The 17,722-nt window shown below is 71.8% G+C and carries 15 protein-coding genes; 6 read left to right on the forward strand and 9 right to left on the reverse strand.

Going from position 1 to position 17,722, the window contains the following annotated elements:
- Positions 1-40: 40 nt before the first annotated feature.
- The 6 genes from ACFU8W_RS12075 to ACFU8W_RS12100 all read right to left on the reverse strand — a co-directional run bounded on the left by ACFU8W_RS12075 (position 41) and on the right by ACFU8W_RS12100 (position 7,952).
- Positions 41-961, reverse strand: a complete 921-nt coding sequence (locus tag ACFU8W_RS12075) for a carbohydrate ABC transporter permease (RefSeq protein WP_384035147.1) — start codon at positions 959-961, stop codon at positions 41-43.
- Positions 962-975: 14 nt separating this feature from the next.
- Positions 976-1,974 (reverse strand): carbohydrate ABC transporter permease, encoded by a 999-nt coding sequence (locus ACFU8W_RS12080; RefSeq protein WP_384035150.1) that lies wholly within the window; start codon positions 1,972-1,974, stop codon positions 976-978.
- Between the two features lie 170 nt (positions 1,975-2,144).
- Complete coding sequence (locus ACFU8W_RS12085) at positions 2,145-3,470, reverse strand: extracellular solute-binding protein (RefSeq protein WP_345517966.1); 1,326 nt, start codon at positions 3,468-3,470, stop codon at positions 2,145-2,147.
- A 751-nt stretch (positions 3,471-4,221) separates the two neighbouring features.
- Positions 4,222-5,703, reverse strand: a complete 1,482-nt coding sequence (locus tag ACFU8W_RS12090; protein ID WP_384035154.1) for a cellulose binding domain-containing protein — start codon at positions 5,701-5,703, stop codon at positions 4,222-4,224.
- A gap of 135 nt (positions 5,704-5,838) precedes the next feature.
- Positions 5,839-7,257 (reverse strand): sensor histidine kinase, encoded by a 1,419-nt coding sequence (locus ACFU8W_RS12095; RefSeq protein WP_384035157.1) that lies wholly within the window; start codon positions 7,255-7,257, stop codon positions 5,839-5,841.
- On the reverse strand, positions 7,254-7,952 hold the full coding sequence (locus tag ACFU8W_RS12100; protein ID WP_384035160.1) for a response regulator transcription factor: 699 nt from the start codon (positions 7,950-7,952) through the stop codon (positions 7,254-7,256). The genes ACFU8W_RS12095 and ACFU8W_RS12100 overlap by 4 nt, the downstream gene beginning before the upstream one ends.
- A gap of 78 nt (positions 7,953-8,030) precedes the next feature.
- Between ACFU8W_RS12100 and ACFU8W_RS12105 the strand changes: the two genes are divergently transcribed.
- The gene (locus ACFU8W_RS12105) at positions 8,031-8,558 is read left to right on the forward strand and encodes a hypothetical protein (protein WP_384035163.1); all 528 of its coding nucleotides are present in this window, start codon (positions 8,031-8,033) and stop codon (positions 8,556-8,558) included.
- Positions 8,559-8,590: 32 nt separating this feature from the next.
- Here ACFU8W_RS12105 and ACFU8W_RS12110 read toward each other — a convergent pair whose 3' ends face one another.
- Positions 8,591-9,481 carry a spermidine synthase gene (locus ACFU8W_RS12110; protein WP_384035166.1) on the reverse strand — a complete coding sequence of 297 codons (891 nt, stop codon included), beginning with the start codon at positions 9,479-9,481 and terminating at the stop codon, positions 8,591-8,593.
- Between the two features lie 85 nt (positions 9,482-9,566).
- Complete coding sequence (locus ACFU8W_RS12115; RefSeq protein WP_384035169.1) at positions 9,567-10,082, reverse strand: hypothetical protein; 516 nt, start codon at positions 10,080-10,082, stop codon at positions 9,567-9,569.
- Positions 10,083-10,321: 239 nt separating this feature from the next.
- Between ACFU8W_RS12115 and ACFU8W_RS12120 the strand changes: the two genes are divergently transcribed.
- Positions 10,322-11,701, forward strand: coding sequence for a tetratricopeptide repeat protein (locus tag ACFU8W_RS12120; RefSeq protein ID WP_384035172.1), 1,380 nt, complete (start codon positions 10,322-10,324; stop codon positions 11,699-11,701).
- A 125-nt stretch (positions 11,702-11,826) separates the two neighbouring features.
- On the opposite strand, the gene ACFU8W_RS12125 is transcribed toward ACFU8W_RS12120, so the two are convergent.
- Entirely contained in the window at positions 11,827-12,423 is a 597-nt protein-coding gene (locus ACFU8W_RS12125) for a histidine phosphatase family protein (RefSeq protein WP_327246202.1), read from the reverse strand.
- Between the two features lie 248 nt (positions 12,424-12,671).
- Here ACFU8W_RS12125 and ACFU8W_RS12130 point away from each other — a divergent pair, with 248 nt between their 5' ends.
- Genes ACFU8W_RS12130 through ACFU8W_RS12145 form a run of 4 tightly spaced genes read left to right on the forward strand, consistent with a single transcriptional unit; the run spans position 12,672 to position 17,632 of the window.
- A complete protein-coding gene (locus tag ACFU8W_RS12130; protein WP_384035357.1) occupies positions 12,672-13,604 on the forward strand; it encodes a phosphatase PAP2 family protein in 933 nt (310 codons plus the stop codon).
- The gene (locus tag ACFU8W_RS12135) at positions 13,504-14,697 is read left to right on the forward strand and encodes a hypothetical protein (protein ID WP_384035175.1); all 1,194 of its coding nucleotides are present in this window, start codon (positions 13,504-13,506) and stop codon (positions 14,695-14,697) included. Before ACFU8W_RS12130 ends, ACFU8W_RS12135 begins: the two co-directional genes overlap by 101 nt.
- Positions 14,688-16,301, forward strand: coding sequence for a hypothetical protein (locus ACFU8W_RS12140; RefSeq protein ID WP_384035178.1), 1,614 nt, complete (start codon positions 14,688-14,690; stop codon positions 16,299-16,301). The genes ACFU8W_RS12135 and ACFU8W_RS12140 overlap by 10 nt, the downstream gene beginning before the upstream one ends.
- Complete coding sequence (locus ACFU8W_RS12145) at positions 16,298-17,632, forward strand: AAA domain-containing protein (RefSeq protein WP_384035181.1); 1,335 nt, start codon at positions 16,298-16,300, stop codon at positions 17,630-17,632. The genes ACFU8W_RS12140 and ACFU8W_RS12145 overlap by 4 nt, the downstream gene beginning before the upstream one ends.
- Positions 17,633-17,722 lie beyond the last annotated feature (90 nt).

Here is a 17,722-nt window from a genome sequence, read left to right on the forward strand (position 1 = left end):
GGCCGTACCGGACGTCCGGGAAGGGGCTGTTGACGCCACGTCAGCCCTTGACGGCGCCGGACATGATCCCCCCGACAATCTGCTTGCCGAAGATCACGAACACCACGAGCAACGGCAGCGTGCTGATCAGCGCGCCGGCCATCACGATGCTCTGGTCGGGGACGTAGGAGGCGCTCAGCTGGCCGAGGGCCACTTGGAGCGTGGGGTTCTCCTGGTTCAGCGCGAGGTAGGGCCAGAAGAAGTCGTTCCACGCCTGGACGAAGGTGAGCATGCCGAGCACCATCATCGCCGGGCGGGCCACCGGGAGCACGATGCTCCACACGACGCGGAGGTTGTTCGCACCGTCCATCCTGCCCGCCTCGATGAGCTCGTACGGCAGCGCCTCGAGCAGGTACTGCCGCATGAAGAACACGCCGAAGGCACTCACCAGGGTCGGGAAGATCACCGACTCCAGCTGACCGCCCCAGCCGATGTCGGACATCATCATGAACAGCGGAACGACGCTGAGCTGCGGCGGAATCGTCAGGGTGGCGACGACCATCGTCATCAGTACCCCGCGTCCCTTGAAGCGCATCTTGGCGAAGGCGTAACCGGCCAGGGTGCAGAAGAACAGGGTCGCGACGGTGATGCAGCTGGACACGATGAGCGTGTTGAGAATGGCCGTGCCGAGGTGGGCCTGTTCCCAGGCTGCCTCGAGGTTGTTGAACAGGTTGCCGCCCGGCAGCAGCGGCGGCGACGTGTCCAACACCTCGTCCTGGGTGCGGGACGCGGTGACGAGCGTCCAGTACAGCGGGAACAGCGAGCCGAGGCCGACGACGACCAGGGCGAAGTAGGCGAAGGGGCCGGCGTGGTGCTGGCGGCCTGCGCCGGGCTTGAACCGGCGGGGGCGTGGGGGTTCGCTGCGGGCGGCGGCCTCGGAGATGCGGCGGTCCGGAGCGGTGATCGGGCTGGTTGTGGTCATGGATATCGCTCCCGTCAGGCCGCGTTCTTGCGCATGAAGCGCCCGATGAGCCAGTTGATCGCGGCAATGAGCAGCAGCAGGACGAGCATGGCCCAGGCGACTGCGGCGGCCGGACCGAGGTGCCCGAGATTCCAGCCGTAGTTGTAGAGGTAGATGCTGAGCGTCTCGTACTGGTTCTCGGTGCCACCCTGCGCTCCGTTGGCGCCGCCCTCGAGCAGAAGGGGTTCACCGAACAGCTGCATGGAGCCGATGGTCGAGATGACGATCGTGAAGAGGATCGTCGGCCGCAGCGCGGGAATGGTCACGTTGCGGAACTGCTGCCAGCGCGAGGCTCCGTCGAGCGAGGCGGCCTCGTACAGGTCGGCTGGGACGGCCTGCATCGCGGCCAGGTAGATCAAGGTGTTGTAGCCGGTCCAGCGCCAGATCACGATGACGGCGATGGCGATGTTGGACGTCCAGTGGCCGTTGACCCAGTTCGTCTCGCCGGCGCCGAAGAAGCCGAGGACCCAGTTCAGCAGACCACCGTCGGCCCGGAACACCAGGGCGAAGACCAGCGCCGCGGAGGCCACCGAGGTGGCGTACGGGGTGAGGATCACGGTGCGCCAGAAGGTGCTGGCGCGGAGCCTGTAGTTCAGCAGGTGGGCCAGGCCGAGCGCGACCATCAGCTGCGGGACGGTCGAAATGACGCCGATGACGAAGGTGTTGGTGACCGCGGTCCAGAACTCGGAGTCCTGCAGGATGGTACTGAAGTTCTCCCAGCCGACCCACTCCATCTGGTCGAGACCGGTCATCTCCACCCGGTGCAGGGCGATCCAGCCGGTGTACAGGAGCGGGTAGAGCCCGAAGGCGCCGAAGACAAGGAAGAAGGGCGCGATGTAGGCGTACGGCGATACCTTGTCGTCGAAGCGCCACAGCCGACTGCGCCATGCCTGGCGGCCGGAAGTCATGGGCTTCGGAGCGCGCCGGCCGGGCCGGGAGCCGTGTGCGCCCCGGGTGGGGGTCGTGGTTGCCACAGGTGGGAGTCCTTCCCTGGGGTGTGCCGACACCGCAGGGGCAGGCCGGACCTCTGGTCAGGTCCGGCGGAGGTGTCGGAAGCCGTGCACGGTGCCGGTTCGGGAGCCGGCACCGGTGCGGGCGGGCCGGGACGCGTGGATGGCGTCCCGGCCGCCCGCACCGGCGAGGATCAGCCGATCACCTTGTCGATCGCCTTGGTGGCGGCGTCCCAGGCCTTGTCCGGGTCGGTGCCCCGCTGCTCCATGTTGTTGATCTGGGTGGAGATGGAGTCCTTGATGATGCCGTCCTTCGGGCCGAGCACGGCGGCGGGGATGGAGGTCGCCTCTTCGGCGTAGATCTCACCGATCGGGGCGTTGTTGAAGTACTCCAGCTTGGCGCTCTTCACGTCGGCCAGGTCGTAGGCGCCCTTGTTGGACGGGAAGAGACCGGCCGCCTTGAACACGGCGGCCTGCTGCTCCGGCGCGGTCAGCCACTTGACGAGCTCACCGGCCTCCTTGACGTGCTTGCCCTTCGCGGGCACGGACAGGAACGAGCCGCCCCAGTTGGCCGCGGTCGTCCCCGGGGTGCGGGCGATGTCCCACTTGCCCTTGAACGCGTCACCGGAGTACGTGGAGATCTGGGCGGCCATCCATGCGGGGCAGGCCATGCTGGCGATACTGCCCTTGCGCAGGGCCGCCTGCCACGGCGGGGTGAACTGGGCCAGGCCCTGGGTCAGCTTCTTGTCGACCGCCTCGGTGGCCAGGTCCCAGCCCTTCTTGACGCCGGCGCTCTCCTTGTAGATCGCCTTGCCGTCCTTGGAGTAGTACTGCTCCTCGTTCGAGCTGACCACACCGTTGTACATGGCGCTGGCGGAGTCCATGAAGAAGGTGCCCTTGGGAGCCTTCTTGTTGTACTCCTCACCGAGCTTGAGGTAGTCCTCCCACCCGCCGGCGACCTTCTTGGCAACCTCGGCGCGGTCCGTCGGCAGGCCTGCCTGCTCGAACAGGTCGCGGCGGTAGCAGAGCGACATCGGGCCGATGTCGGTGCCGGCACCGATGACCTTGCCCTCGTCGGTGGTGGCCTGAAGTGCCTTCCAGCCGACCCACTGGTCGGCGTCGATGACCGTGGACAGGTCGGCGAAGGCGTCCGCCTTGGTGTCGACGAGCTCCTTGACGCGGCCGACCTCGATGCCCTGCACGTCGGCCAGGCCACTGCCCGTGTTGAGCTGCTGAAGGAACTTGGGGTAGTAGACCTTCTCGTCGGCCGTGGCGTTTTCCTTGACCGTGATGTTCGGGTGCAGCTCGTGGTACTTCGCGAAGAGACCGGCTTCCTTGTAGCCGAACTGCCCGAAGTCGGCGACGGTCAGCGTGATCTGCCCGTTCGCATCGGAGCCCGTGTCGTCCGACGAATCGGAATCGCTGCAGCCGGTCAGCAACAGGGCCGTGGCTGTCAGGCCCGTGGTGGCCAGAACCGCGGCTCTGCGGCTTCGACCGGCGACGGTGCGGGTGATACGCATTCCACTACTCCTTGTTCCAGGGTGGGACTGGCGTTCTGACTGCGCGGCATACGCGCTGGTGAGGGCGAGTGCCGGGTGGTGCAAGGGGGGAGAACACGGGCAGTGCCGTTCGCACGAGAAGGCCTCGCACGATGTGGGAGCGCTCCCATGCGTCGATGTCGGAAGGTTGCTGCCTTGGAGGGGTGGGTGTCAAGAGTTGAAGACGCTTCCGTTGCCCGAGTGTGTCCTGCAAGTCACGAGACCGTGTCCCGCCGAAGGCTTGCCAAAGCGGGTGAACGCAATCTCCGGACTGACAAGCTCTAGAATTCCAGCAGGTCAAAGGCTTGTTGCCAAACGATCACAGGATCGGACCCCGCAAGCGCGCCCCCGGCGGCCCGGCTCCGGGAAACACTTCTCGCCCCACCCCGTTCGCGCCGAAGGGCACGCCGGAAGGTGAACGGGGCGCGGCCCCCAGAGGCACCTCCAGGGCCCCTGCGCGTTCTTTCCCCGAAGCCGACACCCCGGGACATCGTCCGGCGGCATGTGCAGGGGCAGATGCGGACTCAGACCTCGCGCAGCCTGGCCGGCGTGCGGGGCACGTCCCCCGCCGCCGGTGCGCTGCGCCGTTCGCGGCTGATGCACCGAGGGGCCCGGCACTGCGGGGGACCTCCGTCGTGGTGGCCATGAGGGGGCGCACCCCGGCCGGGTGTGGGGGTGTGTGGGGCCGGCCGGGATGCGCGCGGGGGGGTGGCGGTCTCGGGTGCGGGAAGGGCTACTTGTAGGCGCCGAACGCCTTCGTGAAGGCCAGCGGCTCCTGCACGATCGAGCTGCACGACGCGTCCGCGTACGGCTTCGCGCCGCCCGCGCACTCCTTGTCCCGCGTGCCCGACCACATCGCCAGCCGGCCCAGCCCCTTCTGCCGGCCGAACTGCACCAGCTGTGCGGCGTCCTCGACCTTGAAGATCTCGGTACTGACGTCGTTCACGCCGATCATCGGCGTCACGGCGACCGCCTTCCATGCCGCCGTGTCCGACAGCCCGAGCACGCCCTTGATCTGGGCCTGCGTGGCGGTGGCCGCCTGGATCGCGTACGCGCCCATGTCGCCGCTGTACGAGGCGCCGTAGTCCATCGCCATGATGTTGACCGCTCCGACCTCGACGCCGTTCTTCTTCGCGTCGGCGATCAGGTCCACGCCCGGCTGGGTGAGACCCTCGGGCATCACCGGCAGGGTGAAGGACACGTCGAGGCCCGGGTGCGACTTCTGGAGCTGCGCGATCGCCTGCGCGCGGCGGGAGTTGGCCGCCGCGTCGGGGAGCGCGCCGCCCTCGATGTCGAAGTCGACCTTGGTCAGCCTGTACGTGTCGACGACCTTGCCGTACGCCGCGGCGAGTTCGGTGGTGGAGGTACAGCCGAGCGCCAGTTCGGAACCGGCCGCGCCGCCGAAGGAGACCCGGACGTCACCACCCTTGGCGCGCAGCGCGCCGATCTGGGAGGCGACGTGGTCGTCGCCGAGGGCGGTGACACCGCCCCAGAGCGGGACACAGCTGCCGCCGGAGGTGATGAAGGCGAGGTTGAACTCCTTCACCCCGGTGCTGGTGGCGGTGCCGACCAGGTCGTACGCGGGGTAGAGCGACGTGTCGACGTACGGGGCGAAGCCGGCGCCGCTCGCCGTGCCGCCGCCGCCCTCGGTCGCGGTGGGCGTCGGTGTGGGGGTCGAGGTGGCCGTCGCGGTCGGCGAAGGCGACGCCGTCGGGGCGGCCGTCGGCGTCGGCGTCGCGGTCTCCGTCGGGCGGCCGCTCGGCTCCGGCGTCGCGCCCGTGTCGACCGAGCACGTGGCGTTGTTGATCAGGCACCCCGTCGGGTCCGCGGCCGTGCCGTCCGAGGTGGTGACGAAGCCGACGGTGACCGACGTGCCGGGCGCCAGCTCCTTGTTCCAGCTCGCGGGCCTCACAGTGACATGGCTGCCGTTGACCGTGTGTTCGCCGTTCCAGAGGGAGCTGACCCTCGTGCCTGCGGGCAGGTCGAATTCGAGCGTCCAGTCCGACTGCGTGGTGCCTGTGTCGTTGGTGACGACGTACTGCCCGGTGTAGCCGCCCGTCCAGCCGCTGGTCCTGGTGTACGCGGCACCGACCGAGGCGGCCTGTGCCGTGCCCGTGAGGGCGAAGACGGTGCCGCCGATCACTGCCGCGGCGACGACGGCGCCGATCGCCTTGGTCCTGGTGCTCGCTGTGCGCCGGTGCGTACTGGTGCCCATCGCGTGCCTGCCTCTGTCGTACGGGGGGTGGGGTGGGGTGCGGGAGCACGCTAGCGGCACCGGAAGCGACAAATGATCCATTCCGGGCGCCGGTTGATGTTCTTAGGGCTGGCTTAAGGAGCGCATCGGCGCTGGTTAAGAACGGCCGGCGAAGCGGAGCCTGCGGCGCTGCCGGCCCACTCGGTGGCCGCGCCTTCCCTGCTCGGGCCGGCGCCCGTCGCGCCAGATCCAGATGCGGATCTCCGTGCCGCCGAGCACCGACCGCCCGATCCGCACATCGCCGCCGGTGGACTCCGCGACCCGGCGGACTATGTCCAGCCCGAGCCCGGTCGAGCCCACCGTGCTCCGGGCGCCGCCCCGCCCGCTGCCGCCGCGCGCCAGCGCCGCCTTGGGGTCGGCGATACCGCCGCCGGCGTCCGAGACGAGCACGATCACCGCGTCGCCGCTGTGGTGCACGTCGACGGCGAAGGCGGTGCCCTCGGGGGTGTGCCGGAAGACGTTGCCGAGCAACGCGTCGAGGGCGGCGACCAGTTCGGGCCGGGCAACCGGGATCCGTACCGCACGGTCGACGCCCGCGAGGCGCACCTTGCGTCCCTCGTCCTCGGCGAGCGCCGACCAGAAGACCATCCGTTCCCGGATCACCTCGGAGGCGTCGCAGCCCGCCCCGGGCCCGCTGTTCATCCCCTGCGTCTGCGGGCGCTGTTCGCGGGCGGTGCGGATGATCGTGTCGACCTCGTGCTCCAGCTGCTCGACCGCGGCCCGGGTCTGTTCGGCGGCCGGCCCCTCGCCGAGCGAGGCGGCGTTGAGGCGCAGGACGGTGAGCGGGGTGCGCAGCCGGTGCGAGAGGTCTGCGGCGAGCTCCCGTTCGTTGGCGAGGAGCTGGACGACCTGATCGGCCATCGAGTTGAACGCGACGGCGGCGGACCGCAGTTCGGTCGGCCCCTCCTCCGGGACCCTGGTCCCCAGTCGGCCCTCCCCCAGGTCATGGGCGGCGCCCGCGAGCCGCTGCGCGGGCTCCACCATCCGTACACCGAGCCGGTCGGCGACCGCGACGGAACCGACGATCAGGGCGGCACCGACGCCGGCCAGCATCAGCCATGCGGTGGCGACCCCGTTGGACTCCTCGCCCTCGGGCACGAACACTTCGACCACGGCGATGTCCCCGGAGCCCAGCGCGGTCGGCTGGAGCAGCGCGGAGCCGCCGGGCACCTCGGTGATCGAGGCGCGCCCCGACTTCCGTACGGTCTCCAGGTCCTTGCGTGTGGCACGCCGGGCTCCGATCTCCACCGGCCGACTGCCGGGTTCCGCGGCGGCGGGGATGTGGACGGCCATCCGGCCCACGCTGCCGGGCTCGGTGGTGAGGACGGCCGTCTCCAGTTCGTCGCGGTCGGTGGTGATGGAGAGCGTCGGACCGATCGTTGCGGCCTGCCGCTCGGCGTCGGAGAAGGCGCGGTCGCGGGCCATCTCCTTGATGACGAGACCCAGCGGCACGGCGAAGGCGACGACGACCATCGAGGTGACGGCCAGACAGACCTTGACCAGGGCCCATCTCATGCGGGCGGCGCCGCGGGCGGCTGGAGCTTCACACCGACGCCGCGCAGGGTGTGCAGGTAGCGCGGCCGGGCCGCCGTCTCGCCCAGCTTCCGCCGCAGCCAGGACAGATGGACGTCGATGGTCTGGTCGTCGCCGTACGACTGCTGCCAGACCTCGGCCAGGAGTTCCTTGCGCGGGACGACGACTCCGGGACGCCCGGCGAGAAAGGTCAGCAGATCGAACTCGCGGCGGGTGAGGTCGAGTGCCGTGCCGTCCAGCTCGGCCTGACGGCGCAGCGGATCGATGGACAGACCGCCGACCCGGATGACGCGCGGCGAAGGTGCCTCGCCCCCGGCGCGCGAACGGCGCAGCACGGCGGCCATCCGTGCCGAGAGGTGTTCCACCGAGAAGGGTTTGGTCAGGTAGTCGTCGGCCCCGTCGTTGAGCAGCCGGACGATCTCACTCTCGTCGTCCCGCGCGGTCGCGATGATCACGGGTACGTCGGTGATGCCCCGGAGCATCTTGAGCGCCTCGGCGCCGTCGAGATCGGGCAGGCCGAGGTCGAGGATGACCACGTCGAAGCGGAAGTGGGCGACCTCGCGCAGCGCTTCGAGCGCGGTGCCGACGCTCCGTACCGTATGGGAGGCCTCGGTCAGGTGCCGGATGAGGGCCGAACGCACGAACTGGTCGTCCTCGACAACGAGCACACTTGGCATGGGCGGCACCGTACGCCATGGGACGGCTCCGGGTCCTCCCCGGGACAGCACCGGCCGCGGTGGGGCAGGATGGACCGGATGCGACGAGGACTCGTACACGCGCTGGCGTGGTTGCTCGCCACCGCGGCGGCGGTCACGTTGTCGTGGTGGGGTGTGCACACGGTCATGGCGGGGACGGCGTACGACCCGCCGCGTGCGGTGCCGATCTCCGCGAGCGCACGCGACGACGGGCGCGGCGCGGCGGCGCCGGCGTCCTCGACACGACGCCCGGCTCCGTCGCCCTCACCGACGCCGCGCAGCACTCCTCGGGCAACTCCGAAACCGTCCGCAACCCCGTCGCCGCGGCCGTCCCGCACTCCTGCTCCCCCGCAGCCGACCAAGCCGTCCGGCACAGTGCGGAGTTACGGGACGGACGGCGGCCGGGTCGTCTTCGAGCTGGGCGCCGCCTCGGCCAAGCTGGTGTCGGCGACACCGGATCCGGGCTGGTCGATCCAGGTCTGGAAGAACACGACCTGGATCCGGGTGAACTTCAGCACCGACGACGGCACGACGGTGTCGGTCTTCTGCACGTGGAACGATCATCCGCCGGCGGTCGACATCGTCTGATCGGCTGAGCGCGGCGCCGGTGCGACGCGCAGTCACTGGAACACGGAGGACGGCGGCGCCGGGGACGGCCGGGCGTCCGCATCGCGCACCGCAGCCGCGCCGCCGGTGAAGTCGGCGAGATCCCGGCCGTGTTCGACGCGTCCCGGGTGCGGATCGGTGGCGACCCTGCGGGTCAGTTCGGCGACCTTGAGCGGCAGCCCGGAGGCGAGCAGCACGGCGTTGCCGAAGCGGCGGCCGCGCAGCACCGCCGGGTCGGCGGCGAGGGCCAGCTCGGGGAAGACGGCGGCGGCGGTGGCGATCTGGCCGCGGAGATGGGCCAGCGGCGGGCCGTCGGTGAGATTGGCCACGTACTGCCCGGTGGGCTTCAGCACCCGGCGTACGTCGGTGAGGAACTCGGTGCTGTTGAGGTGGGCGGGGGTGCGGGATCCGCTGAACGCGTCGGCGATGACGAGGTCCGCCCAGTCGTCCGGGATCTTCCCGAGCCCGGCGCGGGCGTCCGTGGAGCGGACCCGGATCCGGGCCTGCGGGTCCAGGGGCAGCTCCCGGCGGACCAGTTGGACGAGCGCCGCGTCCAGCTCGACGATCTGCTGGGTGGAGCGGGGGCGGGTCGCGGCGATGTAGCGGGCGAGGGTGAAGGCGCCGCCGCCCAGGTGCACGACGTGCAGGGGCTGCCCCGCGGGGGCGACGAGATCCGCGATGTGGCCGATCCGGCGCTGGTAGGAGAAGGAGAGGTGCGAGGGGTCGTCGAGGTCGACATGGGACTGAGGGGCGCCGTCGAGGTTCAGCGTCCAGGCACGGGGGCGCTCCCGGTCGGGTATCAGCTCGGCGAGACCGCCGTCGACCGCCTCGGCGAGGGTCTCCGGCCTGCGGTCGGAACGCTTCCGGGCGTTCGCGCCACCGCTGGATGCTCCTCGACGTGCCACTGCTGTTTCCCCTGCTCGCTGCTCATCGCTCCGGCCCGGTGCCGGACCGGCACCGAGGGGGAACACGCCCCCGGCCATTATGAGCTCAGCGGCAGTTGTCGGCCGCCTCGATCAGCCGGGCCGCCTGGTCGAGGGCGGCCCGCAGCGCGGCAGGGTCGGTGACCGGGGCGTCGTCGGCGGGCGGCAGCAGCCAGCCGCTGCCGGAGACCGGCGGCTCGGCAGGAATGCGGAGTCCGCGGCCGTTCGTCTGCGTACAGGCACTGCCGGGTACGTCCCAGACCTCGGCCGTGCCCGGCGGCACCAGGAAGCCGAGGGTGTCGCAGGTGCCGTCGTGCAGGACCGGGCCGACGGCCTCCTGATCGGCGCCGCGGCGCAGGATGTCGACGGCCTCGAGGCCTTGGCGGGCAGGGACGGTCACCAGCTCGCAGGGCCCGGGGGCGGTGAGCGGCGGGGGCTCCGCCACGGCGGGCTCGGAGGCCGGGGGCCGGGGTGTGGCGGCTTCGGGGGTGGCGGGTTCGCGCTCCGCAGCCCCGGAACCGGTCGTCGTCGTGGTCGTCGTCGCAGTCGTTCGCGAGCCGGTCTCCGTGCCGAGATGCAACAAGGGACCTCTCCTCTCATCGCCGGGCGGAGCAGGACTCCGTCTCCACCTGAACCAACGCGTCGACTACGTCAAGGGCTACGGTGCCACGCCGCCGCAAAGGGTGGCAGTTCATGGCGGATCGCGGGCGAGATATCCGCTTTGTAGGCAAACACTGCGTGTGCGGTCCGTCACAGCAGGTACCTTCTTGCTCCGCCGGGACACCGGAAACAGGCCCGGCTTGCACCAGAGAGGGCCCAGCCATGGTGTCGACAGGGGCAGTTCCCAACCTCGCCTTCCGGCGGCTGCGCGGACCGCGCTCCGCCGGGGAGTTCGCTGCCGCGGTGCGCAGATCCGCCCGCGAGATCGGCGAGCAGGTCGCGTGCGACGCCCGGTACATCGGACGCGTGGAGTCCGGCGAGATCCGCTGCCCCAACTACGCGTACGAACGAGTCTTCCTGCACATGTTCCCCGGGACGACCCTGGCGGACCTGGGCTTCTCGTCACGCGAGACCGTACGCGGCCGAGGAGCGCGCGCCACCGCCGAGATCCCCGACACCCCACTGCCCCCCACGCTCCAGAGCGACAGCGACGAGGAGAGCGACGTGCTGCGTCGCGTATTCATGACCAGCGGCACCACCGCGATGGCGGCCGCAACCCTGGGCTTCGGCCTCGGCGCCACCGGCGCCGCCGCCGCTGCCGTACCCGCACAGCGCCCCACACAGCGACGGGTCGGCGAGGCCGAGGTGACCGCCGTCGAGAAGGCGGTTCGGCAGATCAGGCTGCTGGACGACCGGCACGGCGGCGACGGCCTCTACCGGCGGGCCGCGCAGCCGCTGAGGGCGGCGTACGCGCTGCTGGACGAGGGGACGACCACCCGCCGCTCCACGTCCGACCGACTGCATGCCGGGGCGGGTGAGCTGGCCATCTCGGTGGGGTGGCTGGCCCATGACTCAGGGCGTTTCGAGGACGCCCGCTCGCACTACGCGGAGGCGCTGGCGACGGCACGGCTGGCCGGTGACGCGGCGCTGGAGGCGCATGCGTTCTGCAACGCGTCGTTCCTGGCCAGGGACGCGGGGCGGCCGCGGGAGTCGGTACGGGCGGCGGAGGCCGGGCAGCAGGCGGCGACGCCGCTGGGCTCACCCCGACTGCTGGCGCTGCTCGCGCTGCGGGAGGCGGGGGGCCGGGCGGGGCTCGGTGATCGCAGCGGCTGCGAGCGGGCGCTGGGGCGGGCGCACGAGGCCTTCGGGCGGGGGACGCGCGATGCCGACCCGGAGTGGATGACGTTCTTCCGGGAAGCGGAGCTGGAGATGCTGGAGGCACAGTGCTGGTCGGCGCTGGGTGACTGGCCGCGGGCTGCGCGTCATGCGCGACGGGCCACACAGCTGCAGGATCCGCACTTCACCCGGAACCTGGCGCTGTACCGGGCCGAGCTGACGACGGACCTGGCGCATGCCGGGGCCGCGGCGGAGGCGGCCGCGACGGGGCACCAGGTGCTGGACCTGCTCGACCGGGTGCAGTCGTCCCGGATCCGGGCGATGTTGGCGGGGGCGGTGCGGGTGTTGCGGGCACAGCGCGGGTCACCGGAGGTGGCGGGGCTTCTGGAGCGGTGTGCAGAGATGGGCGTGCAGATGGGGGTGTAGGAGCACCCGGCGGGGCCGGGGCACCCCGACCGGTCCGACGGCTGGGTCCTCGGACGCCGGGCAGGCCCCTTCCCCGGCGCCGCCCTCCGCGAAGCGCCCACCGCGCCTTGGGGAAACAGCGGGACCTACCGGTCCAGGTGGCCCGTGTCGTTCCAGCGTTCCAGCGCCGGCGCCCCGTACGCCCACCCCAGGACCGACAGCGACGTCGGGTCCAGCCGGATGCGGGACGCGAACGACACGTCCTCGCCCAGCCACCGCGCCCCCAGCGCCCGCAGGATGTGACCGTGCGCGAAGACCAGCACGTCGCGGTCGGCCGAGCGCGCCCAGGCCACGATCTCGTCCGCGCGGGCGGACAGTTCGGAGAGGGTCTCGCCCTCCGGCACCCCGTCGCGCCAGATGAACCAGCCCGGCCGGATCGCCTGGATCTCGGCCGGGGTCATGCCTTCGTACGCCCCGTAGTCCCACTCCATGAGCGCGTCCCACGGCTGGGCGCGGTCCGCGAAGCCGGCTATGTCGCAGGTCTCCCTGGCGCGGACGAGCGGGCTGGTCCGGACCTCGAGGCCCGGCAGGTCCGCCCACGGTTTCCGGTGCAGCCGCTCGCCCAGCAGCTTGGCGCCCTCGCGGCCCGCGTCGAGCAGCGGGATGTCCGTCCTGCCGGTGTGATTGCCCTTGACGGACCATTCCGTCTGGCCGTGCCGGGCGAGCAGGATACGCGGTGCCATGACGGCTCCCCCTGAGATGTGGATCGGAGAAAACGACAACAGGGACGGGTCATCCGCCTTTGTCCATCATCGCTCACGTGCCCGGGAGGCAACCTCCGGGGCCGCATCGGCGTCCCTTCCCCCGCGGAGAGAGCTCCGCCGCGCACGGGGCGACCACAGGGGAGCCCCGGGGGGATTCGCCACCGACCTGCGCCGTACGGTTGAACGCCCGCCGTCGGACGCATGAACACATGATGGAGAGCATCCGGATGTCGCTTGCCACCGCCGCGCCCGCGTCGCGGCACCGGCCTCGATGGTGGGCCGAGCTGCCGCTGATCGCGATCGTGTACGCGCTCTACTCGGCGGGTCGGCTGCTGGTCCGAAGCGATGTGTCGACCGCCGTCGACCACGGGCTGCGCATACTTCATCTGGAAAAAGCGCTCTTCCTGAATGCCGAGCACCCGCTCAACCGCTTGATGACGGCCCATCCGGCGATAGGCATACCCTCCGACTTCGCGTATGCCTCACTGCACTACGTGGTCACCCCGGCCGTGCTGATCTGGATCTACCGGCGGCGCGCGGCCGCGTACCGCGCCGCCCGCACCTGGCTGATGACGTCCACGCTGCTCGGTCTGATCGGTTTCGCGCTGATGCCGACCTGCCCGCCGCGGCTGCTCCACGCCACGCATGGCTTCGTCGACACGATGGCCCAGTACAGCTCGTACGGCTGGTGGGGCGCCGAGGCGAGTGCGCCGCGCGGCATGGGCTGGATGACCAACCAGTACGCGGCGATGCCGAGCCTGCACGTCGGCTGGGCGCTGTGGTGCGGGATCCTGCTGTGGCGCCACGGCAGGCATCCGCTGCTGCGGGCCGCGGGTGTCGTGTACCCGCTCCTCACCACGTTCATCGTGATGGGCACGGCCAACCACTATTTCCTCGACGCGGTCGCGGGCGCTGCGGTGATGGGCGTCGGGGCGCTGCTCACCACGCCGGTGATGCGGCTCGCCGACCGGATCAGGGCAGCGGTACGGGCCCGCACCGCTGCGGCCGTCCCGGTCACGAAGTCCCCTGTTGTCAGTGCCGGATGCAAGACTTCCGCGGGTGAGCGAATACCCAGCCAGCGGACCTCCTCCGCAGACTCCACCGATGTCGCAGCATCGGCCGACGCAGCAGGCGACGACACTCCGGCAGCGGCTCGCTGAACTGCGCGGTCCCGCCGTCGCGCCGCATCCGCTCGATGCCCGCGCGCTGGCCGCCCTCGCCGCCAACCCGGGCTGCAAGCGGCGCGCCCTGCTGGACGGCGCAGGGGTGGACAAGGCCGCGCTGGCGGCCGCACTCGGCTCTCCCGCCGCGTTCGGTCAGTCGCAGTTCGCTTTCATGCGGGGCAACGCGTTCGAGGCGAGGGTCAAGGCCGATGGCGGCACGGAGCTGATGCGCCTGCTGTACGAGCGGCTCGGCGGGGGCGGCGATGCGCCGCGCGAGGTCCGGGTGCCGGATCTGGCGGCGGCGGGTCCCGAGGGCCGCGCGGCGCGTACGGCACTGGCGTTGCGTGAGGCGACCGAGGCGGGTGGCTGGGCTCTGCTCGATCACCCGATGCTGGCCCTGGAGGTGGCGGGCTCGCCTGCCTATCTGGAGCCGGACGCGGTGGTGGTGCACCCCGACGGCCGGTGGACGGTCGTGGAGATCAAGTCGTTTCCCATGATCGACAGTTCGGCGGACGCGGCGAAGGTCGGAGCGGCAGCCCGGCAGTCGGCGGTGTATGTGCTGGCGCTGGAGCGCATCGCGGCGGTCACGACGGGGGCGGAGGTCGACCACCGGGTGCTGCTGGTCTGTCCGAAGGACTTCTCCAACCTGCCGACGGCGTCGGTCGTCGACGTGCGCAAGCAGCGCGCGGTCACCCGCCGCCAGCTGACCCGGCTGACCCGGGTCGAGGACATCGCGGCAGCCCTGCCCGAAGGCACGACCTTCGACCCGGAGTGCTCCGCGCAGGAGCTGACGGCCGCGGTCGACGCGGTCACGGCTGCGTACGCACCGGAGTGCCTGGCCGCGTGCGAACTGGCCTTCCACTGCCGGGCGACGGCGCGTGCGGCCGGTGCGGTGGAGGCGCTGGGGCGGAGCGTACGGGGTGAGCTCGGCGGTCTGACGACGGTGGGCGCGGTACTGGCCGCGGCGGCGGGCAAGGAGGGCGATCCGGCCGACCCCACGGTCGCCGCCCTGCGCCGCGCCGCGGCCCTGCGCGCGGAGGCGCTGGAGCACCGGGGCGCGCCCCTGGAAGGAAGCCCGGCATGTCGCTGATCAGCACCCTGGCGCGGCTGGAGGCCGTGGAGAGCGGTCGGGCGCAGCCGATGGCCACCGTCCGGCACCGTCATCTCACCGGTGCGCCGCTCGTTCTCGTGCCGCTGACCACCGCCGGTGAGGCGGGCGCCCCGCTCGGCGCCCTCGTCGGAACCGACCGGGACGCGCCCCGGCTGCTCGCTGTGGCCCAGCCGCGCGACCGCGATCTGCGGTTCGCCTTCCTCGCCGAACTGGCCGAGGCTGTCCTGCCGCACATCGAGACGTACACGGACGTGGTGGAGCCGGCCGAGCGCAACGAGACCGATCCCGAGACCGGGAAGAAGGTCAAGGTCGAGGTCGAGTTGTGCACGGACGCGCCGCAGTTGATCGTGCCGAGCCGGGCGGGTCTCGACTTCGTGCGGCTGCTGGGCCGGTCCATGCGGTTCCGGCGCACCGTCGAGGACGACCCGGACACTCCGTACCCGGCGCCGGCCCGGGTCCCGCTGCTGGGCCGCTGGCTGACGCATTACGGGGAGCGGGCCCGGGTGCCGGGTTCCTCGCTGCTCCTCGCCATGACCGATCTGCTGAACCGGCACTGGGCGACCGGGCAGTCCACGCTGGAGGACCAGCATCTGGGGGCGCTGCTCGCCTGGATCGCCCCTGCGGCCGGCGAGTCCGGTGCCGAGGCCGCGCTCCGGGCCGAGCTGGAGCGGGACGCCGGCGGCCAGCTGCTCTGCCCGCCCGCCGGTCCGGCGACGGATCCGGCGTTCGACAACCGGTTGCTCGCGCCCGCGATCGAGAAGTACGACCGGGCGCGCACGTCGCTCGCGGCGGCCGAGGACGGCCTCGCGGCCGACGCCCGGTTCGGCGAACTGACCGCCGCCGAGCGGGAGATCAGGTCACTGCTGGCCGCGGTGGCACGGCCGACCTGGGACGCGGTGTGGCGGGGGCTCGACCTGATGCGGGAGCTGCCGGCCGGGTCCAGGACCGAGGACCGGTGGACCCGGGACCGCTGGTCGTTCACCGGCCACCGGGACCGGGTGCGGGCCGGGGAGCCGCCGCAGCCGCGCCGGGACGACGCGGTGACGGCGGCGGCAAAGCTGGCCTCGCGGGAGACGGCGCAGGCGCAGTTGGAGGCGCAGGAGGCGCTGGACGACCCGCTGGTGCTCGCCGGGCGCCGGCTGGCCGGTGAGGCGTTCGTCGGGGAGGTGGCCGAGGTGGTGATGGCGTACAGCGAGTCGAAGCGGCCCTCGCCGCGTCCGCTGGTCACGGTCCGGACGGGCGAGCGCCCTCACCTCGGTGAGCGCACCAAGGTGTACCGCACGCTGGACGGCAAGCCGCAGACCGCCGAGTTCGTGGCGTACGCCTCCGAGGATCTCCCGGACGCCGAGGAGCGGCTGCTGGTGCTGCGGATCACCGACCGGATGGGCCGGAGCAAGGAGCCGGCCCCTGGTTCGCTGCCGGAGCCGGGCGACCGGATCGTCTGGACCCTGTTCGAGCACGACCAGCGCAGCGGCCCGAAGCTGCCGGACCCGGAGGAGACGCCGTGGACGCACGGCGGCCCGCCGGGCGCCGCCGGACATTCCGAGAACCCCGACCCCGTGACCCCGGAGGACCTGTTGTGACGGCCGTATTCGACCCGGGAGCCGAGGCGGGGCGGGCCACCGCCCAGATCCTGGACGACACGCTGAACGGCACGGCCCGTGGCATCGTGGTGGACTCCCCGCCGGGTGCGGGAAAGTCGACGCTGGTGGTGCGCGCCGCGCTCGAACTCGCGTCGGCAGGGCGCCCGTTGATGGTGGTCGCGCAGACCAACGCCCAGGTCGACGACCTGGTGGTGCGGCTGGCCGAGAAGGACCCCGGGCTGCCGGTCGGGCGCTTGCACAGCAACGACGCGGACCCGTACGACAAGGTGCTGGACGGCCTGGCCAACGTACGGAAGTCGGCGAAGGCCGGGGATCTGGCCGGACTTGATGTCGTCATCTCGACGGCCGCCAAGTGGGCTCATGTGAAGAACGTCGAGCCGTGGGGGCACGCGATCGTCGACGAGGCGTACCAGATGCGCTCGGACGCACTGCTGGCCGTCGCGGGGCTCTTCGAAAGGGCGCTGTTCGTCGGTGATCCGGGGCAGCTGGATCCGTTCTCCATCGTCGGTGCGGACCAGTGGGCGGGGTTGTCGTACGACCCGTCGGCGAGCGCGGTCTCGACGCTGCTGGCGCACAACCCCGAGCTGCCGCAGCGCCGGCTGCCGGTGTCGTGGCGGCTGCCCGCGTCGGCCGCGCGGCTGGTCTCGGACGCGTTCTACCCGTACACCCCGTTCCGCAGCGGTACGGATCACGGCGACCGGCGGCTGACGTTCGGGGTCCCGTCGGACGGCTCCGCCCCGGACCGGGTGCTGGACGAGGCCGCGGAGTCCGGCTGGGGGCTGCTCGAACTCCCGGCCCGGCACACCCCGCGCACGGACCCGGAGGCGGTCCGGGCGGTGGCCCTGGTGGTCCGCCGGCTCCTGGACCGGGGCGGCGCGGCGACGAGCGAGCGCTCCCCCGACCCGGCCCCGGTGACGGCGGACCGGGTCGCGGTCGGCACGGCCCACCGGGACCAGGCGGCGGCGGTACGGGCGGCGCTCGCGGAGCTCGGTGTGACGGGTGTGGCGGTGGACACGGCGAACCGGCTCCAGGGCCGCGAGTTCGATGTGACGGTGGTCCTGCACCCGCTGTCCGGGCGCCCGGACGCCACGGCGTTCCATCTGGAGACGGGCCGGCTGTGCGTCCTGGCGTCCCGCCACCGTCACGCCTGCATCGTGGTCTGCCGGGCCGGCGTCGCGGAGCTGCTGGACGAGCACCCGTCGACGGAACCGGTCCAGCTCGGCGTCACGGTGAAGTTTCCCGACGGGTGGGAGGCGAACCACGCGGTCCTGGCCCACCTCGCGGAACACCGCGTCCCGTGGCGCCCGTAACACTGCCGGATCACAGGCAATGGGCCGTCGGGGGCGTGCGTCGTGCCGGGCGGTGACCCGGCGCGCCCCGCGCACCGCCTCCGAAGCGCA

The sequence above is a fragment of the Streptomyces sp. NPDC057565 genome, assembly GCF_042801455.1.
GTDB classification, from domain to species: domain Bacteria; phylum Actinomycetota; class Actinomycetes; order Streptomycetales; family Streptomycetaceae; genus Streptomyces; species Streptomyces yanii.